The sequence below is a fragment of the Acidimicrobiia bacterium genome, from assembly GCA_040289475.1.
Classification (GTDB): domain Bacteria; phylum Actinomycetota; class Acidimicrobiia; order ATN3; family PSLF01; genus PSLF01.
Window position 1 is genome coordinate 24,258 of sequence record PSLF01000001.1, and the last position, 21,447, is coordinate 45,704.

Annotated in this window: 17 protein-coding genes and 1 pseudogene; 2 read left to right on the top strand and 16 right to left on the bottom strand. The window is 55.7% G+C overall.

All coding sequences use genetic code 11. The features are described 5' to 3' along the window. Positions 1-11 precede the first annotated feature (11 nt). Positions 12-350 (top strand): annotated as a pseudogene (locus tag C4318_00120) (transcriptional regulator). After that, positions 247-3,255, top strand: coding sequence for a hypothetical protein (locus C4318_00125; protein ID MER3453553.1), 3,009 nt, complete (start codon positions 247-249; stop codon positions 3,253-3,255). The pseudogene C4318_00120 and the gene C4318_00125 overlap by 104 nt, the downstream one beginning before the upstream one ends. On the opposite strand, the gene C4318_00130 is transcribed toward C4318_00125, so the two are convergent. From C4318_00130 to C4318_00205, 16 genes are all read right to left on the bottom strand, one after another. Beyond that, a complete protein-coding gene (locus tag C4318_00130; protein MER3453554.1) occupies positions 3,231-4,646 on the bottom strand; it encodes a hypothetical protein in 1,416 nt (471 codons plus the stop codon). The genes C4318_00125 and C4318_00130 overlap by 25 nt on opposite strands. After that, the gene (locus C4318_00135; protein MER3453555.1) at positions 4,646-6,169 is read right to left on the bottom strand and encodes an NADH-quinone oxidoreductase subunit N; all 1,524 of its coding nucleotides are present in this window, start codon (positions 6,167-6,169) and stop codon (positions 4,646-4,648) included. The genes C4318_00130 and C4318_00135 overlap by 1 nt, the downstream gene beginning before the upstream one ends. Then, positions 6,166-7,851, bottom strand: a complete 1,686-nt coding sequence (locus tag C4318_00140) for a Fe-S-binding domain-containing protein (protein MER3453556.1) — start codon at positions 7,849-7,851, stop codon at positions 6,166-6,168. The genes C4318_00135 and C4318_00140 overlap by 4 nt, the downstream gene beginning before the upstream one ends. Positions 7,852-7,853: 2 nt before the next feature. Next, positions 7,854-9,788, bottom strand: a complete 1,935-nt coding sequence (locus tag C4318_00145; GenBank protein MER3453557.1) for an NADH-quinone oxidoreductase subunit L — start codon at positions 9,786-9,788, stop codon at positions 7,854-7,856. Between the two features lie 19 nt (positions 9,789-9,807). Beyond that, positions 9,808-10,071: an NADH-quinone oxidoreductase subunit NuoK gene (locus C4318_00150; GenBank protein ID MER3453558.1), complete on the bottom strand. Its 264-nt coding sequence runs from the start codon at positions 10,069-10,071 to the stop codon at positions 9,808-9,810. Positions 10,072-10,109: 38 nt separating this feature from the next. Then, complete coding sequence (locus C4318_00155; protein ID MER3453559.1) at positions 10,110-10,628, bottom strand: hypothetical protein; 519 nt, start codon at positions 10,626-10,628, stop codon at positions 10,110-10,112. Further along, on the bottom strand, positions 10,621-11,250 hold the full coding sequence (locus C4318_00160) for an NADH-quinone oxidoreductase subunit NuoI (protein MER3453560.1): 630 nt from the start codon (positions 11,248-11,250) through the stop codon (positions 10,621-10,623). Before C4318_00160 ends, C4318_00155 begins: the two co-directional genes overlap by 8 nt. Before the next feature lie 94 nt (positions 11,251-11,344). Continuing rightward, positions 11,345-12,391, bottom strand: a complete 1,047-nt coding sequence (locus C4318_00165; protein MER3453561.1) for an NADH-quinone oxidoreductase subunit NuoH — start codon at positions 12,389-12,391, stop codon at positions 11,345-11,347. An 86-nt stretch (positions 12,392-12,477) separates the two neighbouring features. Then, positions 12,478-15,093 carry an NADH dehydrogenase (quinone) subunit G gene (gene nuoG / locus C4318_00170; protein MER3453562.1) on the bottom strand — a complete coding sequence of 872 codons (2,616 nt, stop codon included), beginning with the start codon at positions 15,091-15,093 and terminating at the stop codon, positions 12,478-12,480. Beyond that, on the bottom strand, positions 15,090-16,427 hold the full coding sequence (locus C4318_00175; protein MER3453563.1) for an NADH-quinone oxidoreductase subunit F: 1,338 nt from the start codon (positions 16,425-16,427) through the stop codon (positions 15,090-15,092). The genes nuoG and C4318_00175 overlap by 4 nt, the downstream gene beginning before the upstream one ends. A 31-nt stretch (positions 16,428-16,458) precedes the next feature. Next, positions 16,459-16,998, bottom strand: a complete 540-nt coding sequence (locus tag C4318_00180; protein ID MER3453564.1) for an NAD(P)H-dependent oxidoreductase subunit E — start codon at positions 16,996-16,998, stop codon at positions 16,459-16,461. Between the two features lie 21 nt (positions 16,999-17,019). After that, complete coding sequence (locus tag C4318_00185; protein MER3453565.1) at positions 17,020-18,297, bottom strand: NADH-quinone oxidoreductase subunit D; 1,278 nt, start codon at positions 18,295-18,297, stop codon at positions 17,020-17,022. Positions 18,298-18,364: 67 nt separating this feature from the next. Then, on the bottom strand, positions 18,365-19,018 hold the full coding sequence (locus C4318_00190; protein ID MER3453566.1) for an NADH-quinone oxidoreductase subunit C: 654 nt from the start codon (positions 19,016-19,018) through the stop codon (positions 18,365-18,367). A gap of 110 nt (positions 19,019-19,128) precedes the next feature. Further along, on the bottom strand, positions 19,129-19,611 hold the full coding sequence (locus tag C4318_00195) for an NADH-quinone oxidoreductase subunit B (protein ID MER3453567.1): 483 nt from the start codon (positions 19,609-19,611) through the stop codon (positions 19,129-19,131). A gap of 125 nt (positions 19,612-19,736) precedes the next feature. Next, the gene (locus C4318_00200; GenBank protein MER3453568.1) at positions 19,737-20,192 is read right to left on the bottom strand and encodes an NADH-ubiquinone/plastoquinone oxidoreductase chain 3; all 456 of its coding nucleotides are present in this window, start codon (positions 20,190-20,192) and stop codon (positions 19,737-19,739) included. 256 nt (positions 20,193-20,448) lie between these two features. Then, positions 20,449-21,363, bottom strand: a complete 915-nt coding sequence (locus C4318_00205; protein MER3453569.1) for a hypothetical protein — start codon at positions 21,361-21,363, stop codon at positions 20,449-20,451. Positions 21,364-21,447 lie beyond the last annotated feature (84 nt).

Genomic DNA, 21,447 nt, shown 5'->3' on the forward strand with positions numbered 1-21,447 from the left:
TCGGAGGGAAGATGAAACAGATTGTTGCGATCATAAAGCCGCACAAGTTGGAGGAGGTGAAACAAAGCCTTCAGAAGGTAGGTGTCCAAGGGCTTACGGTAAGCGAAGCTAGAGGCTTCGGGCGCCAGCGGGGCCAGACCGAGGTGTACAGGGGCGCCGAGTACAAAGTGTAGTTCCTCCCGAAATTGCGTCTGGAGATCGCGGTCGCCGACGACATGGTAGATGCGGTTATCGAAGCTATAGTCAATGCCGCTCGTACAGGAGAGATCGGCGACGGAAAGATCTTCGTATTCCCGCTTGAAGAGGCAGTTCGCATCCGAACAGGGGAGCGGGGTAGCGACGCTCTCTGACAATTTGCCCGGTCGACACAGCCGCGCCCAGCGAGCCCATGACGCAGGGCGCAAAATTCAAAAACTTCGGATCGAGCTTGCAGAGGAGCACTTTGCCCGGATCTCGGCAGCATTAGCCGATTCGTATATCGAAACGGACACCGCGGTGGGAACTGCCCTCGAGACGAGCGACGGCGTCGACCTTTCGGGATTGGCACTGTGCCGCAAGCTTTCAGATGCGACCGACACCTGCATTGAGGAAATCTTTGCTGCGGCTGTAGGAATCGACCCATCCACTGGACCTAGCGACCCTTCGAGCTCCCAAGAGACGAGTCACTCTCCCGAACGAGAAATTTCCCGTCAGATCGAGCGTTTCAGGACCGCGGCCAAAGGTTCCGCAACTCTCGTTGCTCTAGTAGCTACAGGAGGATACGGTCGAAAAGAGGTCTGCCCTTACTCCGATATCGACCTGACCATTTGTTATCTCCCTGGAGTCAAGGGAATCAAGGAAATTTCGGCGGCAATCCTCTATCCGTTATGGGACTCGGGGCTAAAAGTGGGCCACTCGGTTGTTACCCCGAAAGAGGCAGTGGCAATTGCATCCTCGGAGCTCGACACAACCGTAAGCCACCTAGATTCTCGTCACATCATTGGTGCACCATCGCTATTCCAGGAACTTTCCGAGCGAATCGAATCTTTGGTCGCTAAGCGCCGAAAGAGAATCCTTCAGGACATCCTTGAAAAGCGAAAGAGGCGGATTAACGCTCTTCCCGTCTTCGACGGTCTCCGCTGGGGGGCAGGGTATCTGGGAGCGGACCTAAAACTCGGTTCGGGAGGCCTGAGAGACCTCTGCAGTATAGAGTGGGTCGCTAAATGCCTCGGCCTCGACCTTACCGAAGTCCTATCACCAGAAGATCAAAAGATTCTGCTCCGCGCCAAGAGCGATCTCTTGCTTCTTAGATCCGCCCTTCACCTCTGCTACCGGCGCTCCCAGGATGTCCTGGATACATCTGCAGTAACCCGGCTGCAAGCTCGCTTCGGAGAGGTACTTGCAAAGTGCATAACTCAAAGGGCGCTCCGAGCCGCTGTTGCCACCGAAGTTTTGGTCGAGAGAAACCTGTGCCTTTTAGTAAACGATGCTAAGGCTCAAGCACGGCGGTTGTCGCCAACGATGATGTTGCCTCAGGTACTCAAAGCCAGCGCAGTATCTAATGCGAGGGTACCAGACGAAGCCTCGGGTCAGACGGCCAAACGACAGCCGACAAACGCGGATGACGCCCGAAGCCAATTACTCAGGGTTCTACAAGCTCCATTGGACGAAATACTCGAAAAAGGCCGGTTCCTCCAGGCTTACGGAATTATGCAGAAAGCCATCCCGCACTGGAAAAACATCGAAGGATTGTATCAGAGCGATCAATACCACACCTTCACGGTCGGCGTGCACTCTTGGGCCACCCTTTCCCGCCTCCTATACGCATTCCAGAAGGCAGTCCTCGATACACCCGGAATCTGGCCCTCGATGCTTGTTGAACACCTTACCGAGCTAGCAGAGAGCGCAGATAGCGAACGAGCGCTTACCCTCAGACTTGCATGCCTGCTTCATGACATCGGAAAAGGCCTAACTGCACGAGCCTTCCGTTCAAACTCGAACTCGACGTCAGAGCATTCTTCTCACGCTAAGATCGGTTCCCACATCGCACATCAGGTAGCTATAGAGCTGGGATACAGCGACGATTCGGCAAAGCGCTGTGCCCATTTAGTCCTTCACCACCTGGTGTTGGCCGAAGCCGCCTTAAAAAGAGACTTTCAGGACCCCGCTACAGTCGAAGCAGTCCACAACGCTTTGGAAAATCCGTCACTTCTCGACGACCTATACCTACTCACCTTGGCCGATGCCTCAGCTACCGGTCCTCAGGTGTGGAACTCCTGGCGTAGGTCTTTGGTGACTCAGCTTTACATGGCGTGTCGCGCCAGACCATCCGTAGATGCGATGGGTAGGCACGCTCTCGCCAGTGCCGATCGCGACCAGATCATCGCTGAATTCGAAAACGCTTTGAGGCGGGCAGGCGTTGGGGAGTCCGTTGCCCGACACTTGTCCAAAGCATCTCCCTTAAGCCTGACGGCGTCCATAGCGTCAAGGATGCCAACCTTGGAGCTCACGGCTGCTGCTCTCGCTCGACACCTCCGAGAAGGCGGAGCGCCGGCAGTAGAAGCGCGGGACATCGGAGACAGCTACTACGAGCTTGTGGTCGTAGCTCAAGACACCCCCGGGTTGTTCGCGAAAATCGCTGGCTGTACTGCGCTCAGTAGTATGTCCGTAGTGTCTGCTCAAGCGCACTCACTAGAAACACAGCCTCGGATCGCGGTCGACTTGTTCTTTGTTCACACTCTCTCCGGCAAACTGTCCTCTGAAGAAGGACTATCGGAACTACAGAACCAGATCAGATCGGTGATCGCGGGCAAAATCGCTCTCTCCTACCGGCTCGGCCTCAAGACCACTGAGTGGCGGCAGCAATTGGATGCGCAGGCTCGCAGAGCTGGTAGTTTCAAGGTCATGCAAGAAACGACCAAAGAACGCAAAGTCGTTTACAAGCTCGACTCGGACAAGACTGCGCATGAAGCTGCCGAGCTATCTGCCTTACGCAGCCCTCATAGCGAACCGCTCATCCACATCGACAATGCAAGCTCGAAAAATCGTACGATAATCGAGGTCCAGTCTCAGAACAGGCCGCGGCTCTTATACGACATAGCGAGGACCTTGGCGGAGTTGGGCCTTGACATTCGTGCAGCCAAGATTGCGACGTTGGCCGAGACAGCCGCAGATGTCTTCTACGTCGTCGACTCGTCGGGGTCGAAGGTTGAAGACCCCGAGCACATTCGGGAGGTACGGAATGCACTTACTCACGCTCTTTCTTCGGGACTGTGACCACTGTGGTCCGGAGCTGCAGGGCCGAATCCTCTAATACCCGCCTGAAGGGACGTTCGCATCGAAGACCTCAATTTTGAGATGTCTGGACGCCTGTAACGCTGGGGCAAGTCTAAGAAGAGCAGGCAAACAAGAGCAGCAGGACATCCGAAAATCAAGGGAAGCCACACCAGTCTCCAGTTCCCAGTGACCTGTATACCAATGCTCACGCCATAGGACACTGCAATCGACCCAATCGTGGTAATGGCCGTCCACAAGCCCGCTATCTCGGCTAAGACTTCACGAGGAAACAGAACGAGCAAAAGAGTTCCTAGCGACACTGCAATAGCCACGCCAATTAGAGCTGCCACAACTCCGTATGCTGTGATAGTGACAATGTCCGACGCGTTGTACGCTTTTATAGCAAGAAAGGTTGCAATGGCGAGGCAGCCCACACCTACGACTTTCCTGTCAAGGCGGGCAGCGACAATTCCGACGAGGGGAACAAGGGGAAGAGCTACGAGGGAACCGTAAATGCCAGCCGCCGCTACAGTTCTAGCTCCCACTCCCAAGACCTTACCAGCGTACAACACGTAGAGCGGTGCTACCGGAGACGCGGCAGTACTAATGATTCCTACAGCCACTAGCAAAACGAGAAGGTTCCGGTGGCTCGCAACGTAGTGCAACCGTTCCTGGATGGTCATTCCTGAAGCTCGTGCAGCCGCAATCTCTTGCTCTACCCGGGGTTCCTTGACCCTAAGCAAAACGTAGATTCCCCCAATGAGAGCGACTACTCCAGCAAAAACGAAAGCTGTCGAGTGACTCCGCTCCCAAGTCCTGTTGATCACTACCTGTATGAAGAGGTTGGGCAGGAGCCCCGCTATTGCTAGAGACACTTCCATTCCAGCCCAAATGCTCTGCCCGAACAAATCTGGCGTCGCCGAAAAGCGGGGGATACGATACGAAGTCCAACCCACCGAGGCAATTGCCACTATAAGTACCATCGGCCAATATGAACGCGGACCCACGCCTAAAAGAACCGAAGCGACTCCGATAACGATAAGCCCGGCCGCCATAAATGGCTTTCTGCGCCCACCTAGACGGGCGGACCGGTCCGAGAGACGCCCAATGAGCGGCGCGACAAGCGGGCTCAGCCAACGATGGGCTGTAGCAGCAAAAGTAATTGCGAAAACCGTCGATGAAACCGGCTCGAAGACAGCACCCAGGTATCCCGATCGTAGGGTTAGAAACCCTGCAGCAGCGGCTTCACTAATCACTATTGCCCAGTAGTTTTGGCGCACTTCGTGACGGTGCAAACCTCTAACTACATGAGACTCTCCCGGAATTGGCTCTACTTCTGGCGAGGTCGGATCTGGCAAAACGGGATCTGGAGTCGACCCTTCCGAAGCCATCAACCGCCGCCTATTAGTCGGGCTGCTTCCGCGAAGCCGAGAGCTGGTTGGGGGAAGACACCCAGTATCAAAGTCACTGCAACTGTCGCAAAGATGGCAGCCGACAAAGCTCCAGGAGCAATGGCATCGAGGTGCACCGCTGGCAACGCAGTGTCGACAACGTTGGCACTCTTCTCCTCTGGCTGATACAAAACTATGACGAGACGGATGTAGAAGAAGGCAGCCACGACCGAGGCTGTCGCGCCGGCCAAAGCGAACCACACAAGGCCCGCCTGTACTGCCGCCCGAAACAAGTAGAGCTTAGCTATAAAACCTGCTGTCGGAGGAATTCCGGCGAGGCCCAATAGTAAAATGGTTAATCCCACACCCAAAAGTGGGCGCTTTCTTCCCATCCCCCTGAAATCCACCAAATCTCCGGCGTCGGTTCTCTCCCTCTGGAAGATGGCGACGATCGCAAAAGCACCAAAGATCATTGCCGCATAGGTAACGATGTAGAACAGGGTTGCTTGGGCGCCTCCCTCAACCGGCGAGGCGACTCCCAAAAAGAGGTAACCCGCGTGAACGATCGAAGAGTACCCGAGCATGCGTTTGACGTTTTGCTGACCTATCGCAGCTGCCGCCCCGACAATCATCGTCACGACCCCCACGCCCACCACGAGTGGGAGCCACAAATCCCTGCTGGGAACCAGCGCTGCGAATATCCGCATCGCAGCTCCAAACCCCGCTGCCTTGGCACCGGCCGCTAGGAAGCCCGAGGTATAAGATGGCGCCCCTTGATATACATCTGGCACCCACATGTGGAAAGGAACCGCTCCGACCTTGAAGGCAAGACCGGATAAAAGCAGTGCTGTACCAGCAAGCAGTAGCCAGGAAAAAGATCCTCTGGAAGACACAGAGGAAATCACACCGAGGTTCAAAGAACCCGTGCCGCCGTAGGCGAGTGCAATTCCGTACAACAAAAAAGCCGAAGCAAAGGAACCGAGCAGGAAGTATTTGAGGGCTGCTTCTTGGGGCGCAGGACTGTCTCTCAAAAACCCGGCGAGAACATAAAAACTGATAGAAAACAGTTCTAGAGCGAGAAAAACAACGATGAGGTCCACGGCGGAGACCATCGCCATCATCCCTGCGCAAGCTAGTAGTACGAGTGCCCCGAACTCTTCACGAACGCGTCCGTCCCTCGACAATCCGCTGTAGCCCATAGCGATCGCGAGGACAGCCATGGCAGCAAAGACCAGCTTGAAGCTGGCTGAATAGGCGTCGTTTGCTATGAGACTACCCGCCGTCAGGCTAGGACCTTGGCTTCGAACCCGGACAAGGTCTGCTAGCGCCAACCCCAACGCGACAAGGCTTGCGGAGTACGAGAGAACGAGAGACACTACCTTGCGCGCACGCATCTCGACCGAGCGCACCATAATGGCCCTAGCGATGAGCAGAAGGCACGCTCCTGACGCGAGCGCGATCTCGGGACCGAGCGCAAAAAAGTCAACGATGGGTAGGGCGATCTTTGTGCTCGCCGTACTCATCGGCCAGACTCCTGCGAGGCTAAGGATCCAAGCGAATGAGAGATTTCGACGGGCCCGTTGCTAGCGGCGGGTGTTCCCCTCGAATTATCTAACTCGTCAGAATCGCCCGAGGCATCATCGATCGCACCTTTGGAGCCGTCAGACGCAGTCTGGGCGACGACAAGGTCGGGGCGGTCGATTCCAGCTTCTGAAGCGAAATTTCTTACTACTTTATCAAGGGATGGCTCGGAGCGCTCGATCAACGGCTCGGGATGCAGTCCTACCAGGAGCATGAGAGCGACCAGGGGGACCAGCGCCACCACTTCTCGACCCCGTATGTCGTATGCTTCCGAACCGACTCTCGGACCGCGCACTCCTGTGAAAGCCCGCTGAAATGCCCAGAGCAGGTACACGGCGCTCAATATCACGCCCAAACCAGCGATTGCAGCGATTACCGGGTTACGCAGGAAGCTACCCGCAAGAACCAGAAACTCGCCCACGAAACCACCCAATCCAGGAAGTCCTATAGATGCGAGAGCTGTCAGTAAGAAGATGCCCCCATAAACTGGCATCACCGACCAGATCCCCCCCATCTCCTCGATCCTGCGGGTATGCAGCCTGTCGTAGACCATGCCTACAAGCAGGAAGAGTGCTCCTGTGGATACCCCGTGATTGAACATCTGCAAAAGGCCACCTTGAGCGCCCTGGGAAGTAACAACGAAAATACCCACTATTGCAAAGCCCAAATGTGAGACCGACGAGTATGCAATGAGGCGCTTGAGGTCTTTTTGCACTGCCGAGACTAGGGCTCCGTAAACAATCCCCACCAAACCTAGCACCAAGAGGAGTGGTAGCAGCGCCTCGGCACCCTGGGGAAACAGCGGGAGAGAGAACCGCAGAAATCCGTATACCCCTAGTTTTAGTAAGACGCCCGCCAGAATGACCGATCCAGCGGTAGGCGCTTCCGTGTGAGCGTCGGGTAGCCAGGTATGCAGCGGAAACACCGGAACCTTGACCGCGAATCCGGCTCCAAATGCGGCAAAAAGAGCAACCTGGGTGGCTTTTGAAAATTGACCTCCATCGAGCAGCCGCAGATCAAAAGTGAACGTCCCGGACAGATGCGAGTGTGCGACGGCTAGATACACGATCCCAACGAACAAAAAGGCCGAACCGAGCATCGTGTACAAGAAAAACTTGATAGCCGCATACTGCCTCCGATCGGATCCCCACCCCGCGATGAGGAAGTACATCGGCACGAGGACGGCCTCCCAAAACACGAAGAACAAAAGAAGATCGAGGGCGAGAAACGCCCCTAAAATCGCCGACTCGAGAACGAGCAGCAAGGATAAGTAGGGCCGTTCTCCCTCTTTTATGGAAGGGGAGTCCAACGTGGCCAGGACAGAGACCGGAAATAGCACAACAGTAAGCCCTACCATTAGCAGGCTGATTCCGTCGATTCCGAGGATGTACCGGGACGAAATCGTCGGAGCCCAGGGGTAGTCCTCCACAAACTGAAATTCAGCTGTGCCCTTGGCGAAGCCAGCTGCCACAGCGATGAATGCAATCAGCGAAACCGCCATCGCCACCCCGGCGATGCCGCGCCTAACCAATTTGGAGTTGCCCGGGAGCACAGCTATCAATACCGCTCCGAGAGCGGGAGTCCACACGAGTATCGACAGCAAAGGAAGCTCGCCGAAACGCACCGTCACGACCCCATCGCTACGATTCTGGCAACTGCTGCTCCTGTCAACAACAGCAGCACTCCTGCGGCGATTGCCAGAGCGTAGCGCCTGGCGTAGCCAGTCTGAACCTTTTTCAACGCCCGTCCAGCACCGGTGAATAGGGCGCCGACTCCATCAACGATCCCGTCGATTAGGTTTCGATCAACTGTGGTTGCCAAAAACGAAGCGGCTTTGGATCCAAAAGTAACGAAGATCGCCTCGTACAACCGGTCCAACATCCATCCACTAGCAAAGAACCGGTAAGCTGCATTTCCAAACGGAAGGGACGCCAGCAGTTCCCCACGTTCCTCGGCAGTGCGGCTGAGCCACAAGCGTCCCCCCGCCCAAATCGCCGACACTGCCAAGACCAAAGCGGCGAACCCCACAGCGAGCTCTCGTGCTCCGAATGCCTCGGGATGGATGCCAACAGAGGGCTCTAAGAAGTGAGACAGAAGAGGCGCTATCCTCGGGATCCCCGACACTCCAGCAATAGCCGATCCACTCGCTAGGACAACGAGCGGAACCGTCATAACCGGAGGAGACTCATGTGGGTGAATTTCAGCCTCGGAGTAGCCGGGCGAACCATAGAAGGTCCGCATAAAAGCCCTAGACATGTACAACGCTGTAAGAAAGCTGGAGGCAGAAAGAACGACCCATAAGGCCTGGCCCTTGGTGCCAGATCCAAAAACTGCCGTAAGGATGGCGTCCTTCGAGAAAAAGCCAGCCAGTGGGGGTATCCCCGATATCGCCAGAAAACCCACCAAAAAAGTGGCAGAGGTAATAGGCATATGGCGCCTCAAACCTCCGAATCGGCGGATGTCCGTCTCGCCATTTGTAGCGTGCATAACCGATCCAGCACCCAAAAACAAGAGAGCCTTGAAGAATGCGTGAGTGACTAAATGGAAAATGCCAGCGGCGAGAGCACCAACTCCTACAGCAGCGAACATCAACCCGAGCTGACTCACCGTGGAATACGCCAAAATCTTTTTTAGATCTGTCTGAGCGAGTGCGGCTGTTGCTGCTACAAAAGCAGTGAGCGTTCCAATACCGGCTACAGTCCAGGAGGCGGTTGGCGAGATAGCGAATACAGGCCCTAGCCTCGCCACCAAAAACACACCCGCCGTCACCATAGTCGCAGCATGAATCAGGGCAGAAACTGGAGTAGGACCCTCCATGGCATCAGGTAGCCACACCAGAAGCGGGAACTGAGCTGACTTGCCGGTCGCCCCTGCGAAAAGCAAGAGGCACGCAACAGTTGCTGTACTTCCAGAAAGCACCAGCGGCGCTTTAGCTATCAGCCCCGATCCCGCTTCGCTAGCAATCCTCACAGTTCCGGTGTGGCGAAACAAGAGAAGCGCCCCGAGAATAAAACCAAGGTCTCCCACTCGATTGGCGACGAATGCCTTCTTGCCAGCAGCTGCTGCTTTCGAACGCTCGAACCAGAACGAGATCAACAGATACGAACACAGGCCGACGCCTTCCCAACCCAGGAACATCAAAACGAGATTGTTTGCCAAGACCAGAACAGCCATAGATGCCACGAACAGATTCATGTAAGCGAAGAAGCGGCCAAAGCGCGCATCCCCCTTCATGTATCCGATCGAGTACAGGTGAATGAGCGCCCCGACTCCGGTTATTACGAGAACCATGGTTATTGACAATGGATCGACAAGAAGCTCGAAGGGGGCTTCCAGAGAACCTGAGGCTATCCATGAGGCCAACTCGAATATGAATAGTCTTCGATGAGCCTCCAGAGAAAGAAGGTTCCAGAAGAGATATGCCGCCCCCGCGAAGGATGCCGTCACGGATAGGGTTCCCAACACCCCGCACACACGCTCGCCCAGCCGCTTTCCGAAGAGCAATAACACCGCAGCCGAAACAGCAGGCACGAGCGGAATCGAAAACGCCGCTACTTTCATTGACTTCCAGCCCTACCCGTTAGCCATTGAGGGCAGCCAATTCGTCAGCGCTCGCCGACTCCCTACGTCGATAGATCGCGACAATGATGGCGAGCCCTACAACGACTTCCACGGCTGCCGCAACCATCACGAAAAAGACAACTACTTGCCCAGCGACGTCTCCAAATGTGCGAGCAAAAGCCACGAATGCCACGTTGGCCGCGTTAAGCATTAGCTCTATACACATGAACATGACCAGGACAGAGCGCCTGAGCATGAAGCCGGCTACCCCTGTGATAAACATCGTCGCCGAGATCGTGAGGTAAGAGGAGGCTCCCGCTCTCACTTTGGGATAGCCTCCCTCTTCGCCAGTACTATGGCTGCTATCGCAGCACCCAATAGCAAAACCGATGTCAATTCAAACGGATAGAGGTACTCGCCGAACAAAACTTCGGCTATTTGGCCCACGTTATCCTTTGCTACAAGATGCCTCAAAGCTCCAAAGTACACAGGGTTCCCGCCGGCTAAGAGAACCAGGGCTATCAGCGTCGCCCCCAGCGGAACTGCCACCGCCAGCGCGCCAAATCTTTGGGCTCGCAAAGTTTCTTTTAGTTGCTCCCTACGGTCGACGCCCAGAAGCATAATCACGAATAAAAACAACACGACAACGGCACCGGCGTAAACAATTAGCTGTACCGCAGCCAGAAACTCAGCTCCTTGAGCTAAAAACAGCACGGCCACACCCAACATCGATGCAGCCAGCCACAGAGCAGAGTACACCGGGTTCTTTGACGTCACGACCCCAAAGGCGGCGACAATACAGAGGGCTCCCGCCACAGCGACCGTCACTGTCTCAGCCATTTTCTGAATCGATTCCTAGATCCGACTTCTCCCGCCGCTGGCCACGCTCTGCAGGTCGCAGGCCAAAGAGCTTTTCCTCGGACCACATCGGAATCCCTTCAAAATCAGCGTTACCAGCGGGACTGGTCGCCCTCATCCAGCCGCCCGTTTCAGTGAGCGCCTGGATAGCCCACTCAGGCTCCACACCCTCCTTGAGGCGAGGCATGCCGTCCTCTCCCACCAACAGATCCTCTTTGGTGTAGATCGCATCCTTGCGGTCATAAATCTTGAACTCAAACAAATTCGACATCGTGATGGCCTCAGTAGGGCAGGCCTCAACGCACAGTCCGCAAAAAATACAACGGAGCATGTTGATTTCGTAGACATAGCCGTACCGCTCACCCGGCGAGATCGGCGCATCTGGCGGGTTTTCCGCCCCTCGCACATATATACAACGCGCAGGACACACCCCCGCACATAACTCGCATCCGATGCACTTCTCCATTCCATCCGGATAACGGTTGAGAACGTGCCGGCCGTGGAAACGCTGCGGGCGAACACGCTGCTCCTCGGGGTACTGTGTCGTGACCGGCCTTCTGAAAAGGTGCCGTAAGGTTACTTTCAATCCCGAGAACTTGCCCATCTTCTTGCTACCAGTCTCGCTCTTTGTGGCTAATCCTTCTCTTCAACACTCGATCCCTTTCGTGTACTCGCACCCTCCTGGCCGCCTTCTCTATCTATCTCATAGACGAGAGGTACGCCTGCACCCCTGCCGATCCCAACAGCCACAAAAGGGCCACAGGAATGAGCACTTTCCAGCCGAATCGCATCAGCTGGTCATAACGGAATCGAGGAAGCGTCGCTCTTATCCAGATAAAAACAAATATCAGAACTCCGAGTTTGACGAAGAACCACACCATAGGCCAAAGCCACGGCAAAACCTGAAGCCGCGGCCCGTTCCACCCTCCCAAAAACACCGTGACAGCTATCGCCGACACAGCGACCATCCCGGCGTACTCCGAGAGCATAAGCATGGCGAAGCGGATCCCGGAGTACTCGGTGTTGAAGCCGCCAACCAACTCCGACTCCGCCTCTACTAAGTCAAAGGGGGCCCTGTTAGTCTCGGCCACCGCACAAGCCATGAACACTAAAAAGGGCACGATATGGGGGAACACCATCCACTTGGGGACGAACCCAAACCACGTCCCCGCCTGTTGAAGCACGATGGCTCTGGTCGACAAAGAACCTGCCATGATCACTGGCGGGATCAAGGCTAACGCCATGCCAGTTTCGTAACTGATCATCTGTGCCGATGCGCGAACCCCTCCTAAGAGCGGATACTTAGATCCCGACGACCAACCCGCAAGGGTGACCCCGTACACAGCCATCGACGACATGGCCAAAAACACGAGGAGTCCTACACTCACATCTACACCCTGTAAGTACACCTTCCTTCCGGCAATTTCGATAGCGTCACCGATGGGAACTAACATCAGCGTGATGAAAGGCGGGGCAAGCGTGAGTAGGGGAGCCATCACGTAGAGAGCTCGTTTGGCCTCGATAGGCGTTACTTGCTCCTTGAAGAAAAGCTTGATGCCATCGGCTAGCGTCTGAAGAAGCCCCTTGGGGCCAGCACGGTTAGGTCCAATCCTCACTTGCATAAAAGCCACTAGCTTGCGCTCTGCATAGATGAGAAACAAGATGGATAGCAGCGTGGCACCAAAGATCACGATGACTTTAGCGATTCCAGTGATAATCCAGAGGAGATCTACAGGTCCTTCCACGGCTCGTGTTCAGACTCCTCGCTCTAAGGTCGTTGGGTGCATATGCCTTTTTATCCCTATCTCTCCGCGATCAAAAGTTTCATCAATCATCCTTGAGCGTCGGATCTTGGTTTAACTGTCTCTACGCGTACCTCCGTCACGCGCTGTGCACACTCGATCAACGTCGAGATCTGAGAGCGGGCGACGCTGCTATCGCCTACGGTCACGGATGACTCGGGCAAATCTTGGTTGAAGGTAACTCCAACGGATCCTTCGCTGAGCGACACATCCCTCCGAGCCGGCAAAACGCAAGTCACGTCTCCGTTTGTCAAGCGCAGCAAGTCGCCGTCAGTGATGCCCAGCTTGTCCATGTCTCTCGGAGCTAGGCGCACCGCTGGCGAATCCCCCAGGCTCGACAAGTGCTCGCAGGCGTTGTTTACAACACCGTTTCCATAAAGCTGCCTAGTAGCGACGAGCCTGAATGCGTATTGAACAGGAGCCGGCGGCGGAGTCACTTCTGACTCAATTTTGTAGGGTTCGAAGCGGTGGCTGAGAAGCACTCCATCGCCAGTGGTCGACGCCAAAGCGAGGCTTCCGAGTGACACTTCACCCTCGACCCCTGCGCACCTGGCTAGCTCCTCGAAGAGCTCCCTTGTGCCCTCCGGAAAAGTACAGTCTCCAAACCGCTCAGCGAGTTCTTGGGCCACGTACCACTCGGGTCGGGACAACCTGTAGTGGCGAACTTTTTGGTTGTTCCAGAAAATGCGACCTTCTAAATTCATAAACGAGCCAGAGTGCTCGCCGTGAGCTGCGGCGGGAAGCACAACATCAGCAGCCTGTGCTGATGGAGATAAAAGAGCATCAATTGACAGAACGAACTCAACGCCATCAAGGGCCTTGCGGGCCAACCGCTGATCCGGAAAGTCACCTAGTGGATCAGCCCCCAAAAGAATAAGGGCTTTGATCTCGCCAGTGGCCGCGCCTTGAAGAATGCCTACTGCGTCAGCCCCCTGTTCGAAGGAAGGCGTGTGTCCCCACATGCTCTCGCATCGAGCCCGCGCCTCCGAGTCTCCTACAGATCGCGCTCCAGGTAGCATCGTAGGGCTCAGCCCTGACCAATAAGCACCCAAGATGTTGCCGCGATGCTCGACCGGTAGCACCTTTGCTGAAGTAACTTTGGCCAGCGCCACAGCGGCCGCCTCCAAACCCCCCGCTTGGGCGGCCAAGTTATCTCTTCCCACCACGATAACCGGCTTTCCAGGCCGCTTTTGGTACTCCAACGTCTCTATGGCCTGGTCCAGAGAGGACTTGTCCACCTCTTCTAATGGAAGACGCTGTGCTGCTCCGATAGCTCGCGCAAGAACCCAGAGCGCATATGCGACCTCTCCTTCCCTGGTCCTAATGACTGTGTGGGCATAAGGCGTCAGAGAGGTGTCGCGCCCCGAAACTTCAATCACGGGAACACCGTAAGTTACAGCGGCTTGTCGCACCCTGAGGTAGAGCACAGGAAGTTCTTCTTTTAGATCAGGCGCGGCCAGCACGACGCATGATGCCGAGTCTAGATCCGAAATGGAAGCCCTCTCGCCTGCGCCAGATGAACACAAAAATGCCGAATCGAGTCCGTCCCCCATCTGGGCATCGACATTGGGAGTTCCGATCACGCCTCGCGCTAGGCGTGCAAAAGCGTAAGCACTTTCGTTGGTACTCTTTGCTCCGCCGACCACAGCGACGCTGCGAGGACCCCACTTTTCGACAATTGCTTCGAGTCGTTCAGCACAAAGATCTAAAGCCTCCGACCACGATGTCTCTTTCCTCCGGTCACCTACCCGCAACAGCGGAGCGGCGACACGATTATTTGAGTTCGCGTACTCGAACGAGAAGCGCCCCTTGTCACACAGCCACCCCTGGTTGACCGGATCGGAGTCGATTCCTAAAAACCTCACTAGCTTTCCACTGGATGACTGCATCGATATGCGACAGCCGACAGAACACTGGATACAGCTCGAGTCAGTCTGTTCCAAATCCCACGGCCTAGCTGCAAAGCGATAAGGGACAGCGGTGAGCGCCCCGACAGGGCAAATCTCCACAGTGTTGCCGGAGAAATAAGAGGAAAAGGGTTCGTCAGGGAACGTCAGTACCTGCGTACCGTTCCCGCGGCCAACGAAGCTAATTAAAGGATCCCCAGCGATCTCTTCTGCAAAACGAGTGCACCGGGCGCACAAAATGCAGCGCTCTCGGTCGAGAAGCACCAGAGGAGAAATAGGGATTGGCTTTTCGAAATGACGCTTTTCTTCGACGTAGCGAGACTCCCCAGGCCCGAAAGCCATAGTTTGGTCTTGGAGAGGACACTCGCCCCCTTTGTCACATACCGGACAGTCAAGCGGGTGGTTGATTAGAAGGAATTCAAGTACACACTGCTGAGCTTGGGATACGGTCTGGGTCGCGGTATGAACGACCATCCCGTCGGTAACTTTGGTAGTGCAAGCTGGGGGTAATCCTCGGATCCCTTCGACTTCTACCAAGCACAACCGGCACATGGCGACGGGTTTCATCCGTGGATGCCAGCAGAAGTGCGGAATATAGACTCCGTTGTCTATAGCAGCTCTAATCAAGAGCTGCCCTTCCTCTGCCTCAATATCACGTCCATCGATGGTGATGGTTATGATCTTCGGCCCAACCTTTAGCTCCGTGTTGTTTTGAGTAGAGCTGTGGGAATCGCTCATGCCGAGATAGCCTCACGTCGGGTAGCTACCTTGGGGCAAGCGCCGAACTCTATGTGCTTTTCGAACTCTTCTCTAAAAAGCCTCAGAGCCGAATTGACGGGGACTACTCCCGACGGACCCAGCAAACAGATCGTCGTATAAACTGCGAACTCGGCCGGACCACTGGGAGGGGGAGACTTGATAGAAGGCGAGATACCCGCGCCTATCTCCAGGAGCAGATCCAGATCTTCGGGACGTCCGCCACCCGCCTCAATACGCTTCAGAACGTTATACATCCACGTGCATCCCTCTCTGCAAGGAGTGCACTGGCCGCAAGACTCGTGAGCAAAAAAGCGCACGAGGCGCGCAGCGGCCTTTACTGCGCATGTGGTTTCATCCATCACAACGACCGCTCCAGATCCCAACATGGAGCCTTCGGCCATAACAACGTCCATGTCTAGCGGTACGTCTAGCTTGTCAGGGCCGAACCACGGTGCAGAGGCTCCGCCTGGAATGAAACACTTGAGCTCATTGCCAGCTCGAATTCCCATTCCCTGGCCGTAAATGAGGTCCCTAAAAGAAGTTCCGAGCTCAACCTCGTAGTTCCCAGGTTTGTTGACGTGACCCGAAAGACAAAAGATCCTGGTGCCCTTCGACTTCTCGGTTCCAAAGGCTGCGTATTTTTCAGGACCCTCCAAGACGATGTAGGGAATGTTGGAAAGCGTCTCGACATTATTGACAACTGTAGGCTTTCGATAAAGCCCCTCAACTGCCGGAAAAGGAGGTCGAAGACGAGGCTCTCCTCGGCGACCTTCCAGACTAGACAGCAGGGCAGTTTCTTCTCCGCAAATGTACGATCCGCCGCCCCTGTGAACCACCACCTCTAGACTGAAGTCGGTTCCCAGAATCTTCTCGCCTATGTACCCCGCTTCTCTAGCTTCCTGTAAGGCTCTCTCTAATAGAAACGCCCCAAGGCGCATCTCCCCTCTTATGTAAATAGCGGCCCAGTGGACATCCAAGGCGTAGCACGCAATCGCCATGCCTTCTATTAGCTGGTGAGGGTCTTTTTCGATGAGCTCTCTGTCCTTGAAGGTGCCGGGCTCTCCCTCGTCCGCATTAACCACCAAGTATCTGGGCCTGACGTCATGCGGGAGAAAAGACCACTTTGTTCCTGTGGGAAATCCGGCTCCTCCCCGACCTCTGAGCCCGCTTTGTTTGACCGCTTCTACGATGTCTTCTGGCGACATCTCCCTTAAGGCCTTCTTTAGGGCTGCGTATCCCCCCAGCTCCTCGTAGCGCTTTAGCTTGTAAGCCTCCGGATCGTGGATGCGCCTGTGGACCAACTTCTCGGGCAATGCCAAATCCTCCGCTTTCCCTTGTCGATCGCTATCCACCCGAGCTTCGACGGGCTGAGTCAAAGTCGGAAGGGAGGCCTAATCCGCCTGCCGGCCTCGTCCCTCGCCTCAGCGCTTGCGCCATCTCCGCTGCTTGTTTCACCGAGACGTTTTCGAAGTACTCGTAATTGACTTGAACGCAAGGAGCACCGCCGCAAGCAGCCAAACACTCTGCCTCCTCCAACCAGATTTTCCCGTCGGCAGAAAGCCCGTCTGCACTCGTTCCGAGCTCCTTTTCGAAAACCGCAAGAATATCTTCGGCTCCGCACAGCAGGCATGAAATGTTCGTGCACACAGACACGATGTGATCGCCTACCGGGCGAAGCTTGAACATCGTGTAAAAGGAGGCTGTGCCCAACACCTCCGCAGGCGTGATCCCAACAAGCTCGGCAATTTGACGCATCGAGTCGGGCCGCACCCACCCGTCTTGTTCTTGGGCAAGGTGCAGCAGCGGAAGTAGGGCCGATCGCTTTTGGGGGTACCGAGCGACAATCGCCTCGGCACGTTTTAGGTTTTCGTAGCTGAGCGCCATAATGTCTCGATATGGTCTGATTCAGCGATCCACATCGCCCATGACCGGATCGGTCGAGGCGATTACAGCGACGGCGTCCGCGATAAGGCCACCCTCCATCATTGCTGAGAGACCTTGCAGGTTAGCAAAAGACGGTGCTCTCACATGAAGTCGGTAGGGTCGGGGGCCTCCATCTGAGATTATGTAGTGCCCTAACTCTCCTCTGGGGGACTCGACTGCTGCATATGCTTGCCCGGGCGGAACTTTGTAACCCTCGGTAAAGATCTTGAAGTGGTGTATCAAGGCCTCCATGGACTCATCGATTCGACCTCTGGGGGGAGGGGTGACTTTTTTGTCCTGTGTTCTGTAGTCACCATCGGGCATTGACTCCAGCACCTGGCGGACAATTCTGACGCTCTGGCGCATCTCTTCGATGCGCACCTTGTACCGATCGAAAACATCTCCCGAACTCCCAGTGACGACGTCGAAGTCGTAGTTTTCATATCCGCTGTAGGGCATCTCCTTCCTCAGATCCCATGCAAGACCAGTGGCCCTCAAGTTGGGACCTGTAACTCCCAGGGCTAAGCACTCCTGTGTGGTTATGACGCCAATTCCAACCGTGCGTTCGCGCCAGATCGGGTTGTCGGTAAGCAGCTCCTCGTATTCGTCAATCTTTGGGGGAATGTAATCGCACAGAGAAACCACGTCATCCTCCCAGCCATCCGGTAGGTCTGCAGCGACACCACCCGGACGTATGTAATCGTGATTCATCCGCAATCCCGTCACCTTCTCAAAGAACCTGAGAAGCACCTCTCGTTCCCGGAAGCCATAGAGCATCATCGAGATGGCTCCGATGTCCATTCCCTGAGTCGCTACCGCTACGAGATGAGAAGAAATCCGATTGAGCTCACACATCATCACCCGGATGGCTTGAGCGCGAGGCGGAACCTCGATGCCCAACAACTTCTCGACTGCCAGCGAGAAGGCAAGCTCGTTGAAAAAGGGGGCCAAGTAATCCATTCGAGTAACGTTGGTCGCACCCTGGACGTAGGTAAGCATCTCGCCAGTGCGCTCCATGCCGGTGTGCAAATAGCCTATGATTGGCTTGACTCTGAGGACTACCTCCCCGTCCAGCTCCAACATCAGCCTCAGAACTCCGTGCGTCGAGGGGTGCTGGGGACCCATGTTTATGACAACGGTTTCCTCGTCTTCGTGGATCTCGGCCCAGGGCTCTGTCGTAACGACGGCCCGTTTGACGCCAGCTGCTCGTCCTTCTTCGTAGGCCAGTTCACCCTCCGGAGTTTCACCCCGGAGCTTCATCTCCTGTGCGCCTGCGTCGGTGCGGGCGGCTAGATCTAGCTCTTCCGGACTCGTCTGTTTTGTCTTGCTAGAACTGTCCGAGCCCACGTCGGTCACTCTCTTCTTCAGGTTGCATCCCGCTCTCTACTGGCTCAGTGCGGAGACGGAATTGGGTGGGTAAACCAGGTCGTGGCGACTCCTTGAACTGCACGGAAATCGAGCCTGCGGGATAGTCCTTGCGCAGGGGATGTCCCTCCCAATCATCGGGCATCAGAATACGGCACAAATCTGGATGTCCATCGAAGCGGATCCCGAACATGTCAAAGGCCTCGCGCTCGTACCAGTCAGCGCCGGGCCAAACGTCGGTGACTGATCGACACACTGGTTCGGCACCAACAAGGGGAATTCGCACCCTCAGCCGCTGCTTTTGAGAGATAGAAAGAACGTGGGCTACAACTTCGAACCGAACGGCACTACCTATGGATACCGCGCCCTCCGGGTACTCGAGGTAATCAACCCCGCACAAATCGACAAGCATCTCGAATCCCTCTTCTTTCAGCCGCCGAGCAAGGTGGGGCCAGCCCAGAGCGTCGACGACGACTACTGGTAGGTCCTCGGTACCTACAAACCGCGCCCCGGGGACCTCAGAGACTGCGCGGGCGATGCTATCCTCCCCACGCGTTACCGTATCGTCGCGAATCCTAGTTGGCTTGTCGCTACCAGTGTTCAACTGTTCTCCCATTCGCAAGTCTTATGTTGGCACGAGCCTTCCGCCCCAGCGCACTTTCGCCTCAAGGGCAAGTCGTATCGAGCTCTAACTCGAGCACCGCTTTTATAACCCAGAGAAGGTTCTCACGCTGTAGACCGCTTGAGGAGCGGCTGCGAGCGGATCTTCTCGTGAAGAGCGATGATTCCTGCTATGAGAGTCTCCGGGCCAGGAGGGCACCCCGGAACATATACGTCTACTGGAACAACTTGGTCTACGCCTTGGAGCAGGGCATAGTTGTTGAACATCCCGCCCGTCGAGGCGCAAGCACCCATGGAAATCACCCACTTGGGTTCTGGCATCTGGTCGTAAATCTGGCGCAGGACTGGGGCCATCTTCTGACTGACTCTCCCGGCGACGATCATCAAATCGGCCTGCCTGGGGCTGGCCCTGAAGACTTCCATCCCGAACCTGCTCAAATCGTAATGAGCGGCGCCAGTTGCCATCATCTCTATGGCGCAGCAAGCGAGACCAAACGTGGCAGGAAACACCGAGCTCTTTCTGGCCCACGCAACCAGCTTCTCCAGCTGGGTAGTGAGGATGTTGGCGGATATGCTCTCTAGACCCACCGTCTCTACGCTCCCATTTACTCCTCAGTCTCTTCGGTTATGTGTTTTCCTTACTGATCCTGGCCACGCAGTTCGTTTATCAAGTACCGCTCGTTTTTCTCGCCGCACTCTTTTGCGCCAATGTCTCACGCCGCTCGAGTCTCCATTCGCTCGGCAGACGAGTCATCGGGGCGAGCGACGCTGTCTCGCTCGCCTGGCCCGGAACCGCCTCGCTCGATGATCCTCTTGGCGCCCCAGTCGAACACACCTTCCCGCCAGAGGTATCCAAAGGCCACGAGGAGAAGTGCCACGAAGGCGAGCATTTCTCCGAATCCGAACAGACCGAGGTCGTGCAATCTCACTGCCCAGGGATACATGAAAACTATCTCGATGTCGAATAGCAGAAACATCATCGCTACGAGATAAAACTGCACAGGAAACCTCTCGGGTGGATCGTGCTCTGGGACTATCCCACACTCGTAAGGAGCGAGCTTTGCCCGCGTCGGTCTATGAGGGGCCAGAAGCCGTGACGCCAAGAGGGATACAGAGCCAAAGAGTCCCACGAGCACCAACATGATCAAGAGAAGAAAATAGTCAGACATTTGCCATCTACCACCAAGTACCTGGACCGAGTTGAACGCCGTAGGAGAACCTTATATCCAGCCTATGAACGCCGGACCACTTGGTGCAAACCGCCTCCGTGAGCGGTCCTAGTCTGCCAAAGAGTTGGGTGGCAGCCGCGGATCGATAGTCCCTTAAAAGACTGTCCCAGAGAAGCCGCAAGAAGTACTTGCCTGCTGGAGCTAGCTCGAAGATACCGATACCTGGCCTGCCTATAGCGTATAGCGGGCTTCGCTGCTAAGAGGCGAATCGGTCGTGGACAAAGCGGCCAAAAGCCTCCCCTGTGGGACGCAAGGATCCATCGAGATTCACCAATCCTCGCGCCCGAGGCCCATCCAAACCAAACCACACTGCTATCGGAAGCTCCAGTTCAACGATTTTCGCTAGCACCTGGGTAGTCTGGTTTGGATCGTCATTTAGCTGACCCACTTCGTTAGTAATAACCGGCTTTCCTGTCTCGGATCTCAGATACTCGACCGCCTCTTCCAAAGCCTGAGTATCTGCTACGTACCAATGGAAATTGATGAAGTCCGCATTAGACAATCGATAAGCCTCCAAGAGCGCCTTTCCCTTGCGAATCTGTTGTTGGGCTCGTTCCGATCCCAGCTGTCTTCGTAGGTCTTGTTCGATGCCTCTAGAGGCAAAATCCTCGGCCCGAGCCACCTCCCCTTTTTGCAGATAATTGTCGTAAACCAAGAGCGCGACGAGTGTGCTTACCAGCCCGCCGTTGGTACAGGACACTCCCTTTTTGTGAGAGATCTCGCAGGCCGCCTCAAGCTGTGCTGCGTACTGATCGGGCGTCCCAGCGTAAAACGTCGCAGAGCTCTCTTCGTTTTCCACCACCAGTAGCGCAGGAGAATAAGCATCAATAATCTCGGCTACCACCCGCTTGTACTTTTCCAAATCTGACGGGGGCCTCGTAGATTCTCGGCCCGAATTACGTACCGTCAAAACGAGCTTGGCCCCCGCTGCCAAAGCTGCATCGCACTCCGGGCATCGGCCATCCCATTGTTCGACAAACGCTGCCGCTGGACGTACAAAAACAACTCCAAGCTCTCGAAGCACTTCGCTTGCACGAGAAGACAACAAAACTCGGGAAGGAAGCATCACGCCAAAGGGATTGGTCGAACCCCCAGGCGCTGTAGGTGTCAAAGCCTCGGCGCCCCTAGGGCCACCGCCACGCTCGGCTCGTGGTGGATGTGAGCTAAGCCTCCCTGGGAGCGCGCAAGAGGCGCC

Bases quoted from the DNA above. Each gene is read 5' to 3' on its own strand.
- C4318_00125 (MER3453553.1), top strand. From the start codon at position 247: ATGCCGCTCGTACAGGAGAGATCGGCGACGGAAAGATCTTCGTATTCC.
- C4318_00155 (MER3453559.1), bottom strand. From the start codon at position 10,628: ATGGCTGAGACAGTGACGGTCGCTGTGGCGGGAGCCCTCTGTATTGTC.
- C4318_00160 (MER3453560.1), bottom strand. From the start codon at position 11,250: ATGGGCAAGTTCTCGGGATTGAAAGTAACCTTACGGCACCTTTTCAGA.
- nuoG (MER3453562.1), bottom strand. From the start codon at position 15,093: ATGAGCGATTCCCACAGCTCTACTCAAAACAACACGGAGCTAAAGGTT.
- C4318_00135 (MER3453555.1), bottom strand. From the start codon at position 6,169: ATGAGTACGGCGAGCACAAAGATCGCCCTACCCATCGTTGACTTTTTT.
- C4318_00185 (MER3453565.1), bottom strand. From the start codon at position 18,297: ATGAAGCTCCGGGGTGAAACTCCGGAGGGTGAACTGGCCTACGAAGAA.
- C4318_00180 (MER3453564.1), bottom strand. From the start codon at position 16,998: ATGGCGCTCAGCTACGAAAACCTAAAACGTGCCGAGGCGATTGTCGCT.
- C4318_00130 (MER3453554.1), bottom strand. From the start codon at position 4,646: ATGGCTTCGGAAGGGTCGACTCCAGATCCCGTTTTGCCAGATCCGACC.
- C4318_00190 (MER3453566.1), bottom strand. From the start codon at position 19,018: ATGGGAGAACAGTTGAACACTGGTAGCGACAAGCCAACTAGGATTCGC.
- C4318_00150 (MER3453558.1), bottom strand. From the start codon at position 10,071: ATGTTTATCACAGGGGTAGCCGGCTTCATGCTCAGGCGCTCTGTCCTG.
- C4318_00200 (MER3453568.1), bottom strand. From the start codon at position 20,192: ATGTCTGACTATTTTCTTCTCTTGATCATGTTGGTGCTCGTGGGACTC.
- C4318_00145 (MER3453557.1), bottom strand. From the start codon at position 9,788: ATGAAAGTAGCGGCGTTTTCGATTCCGCTCGTGCCTGCTGTTTCGGCT.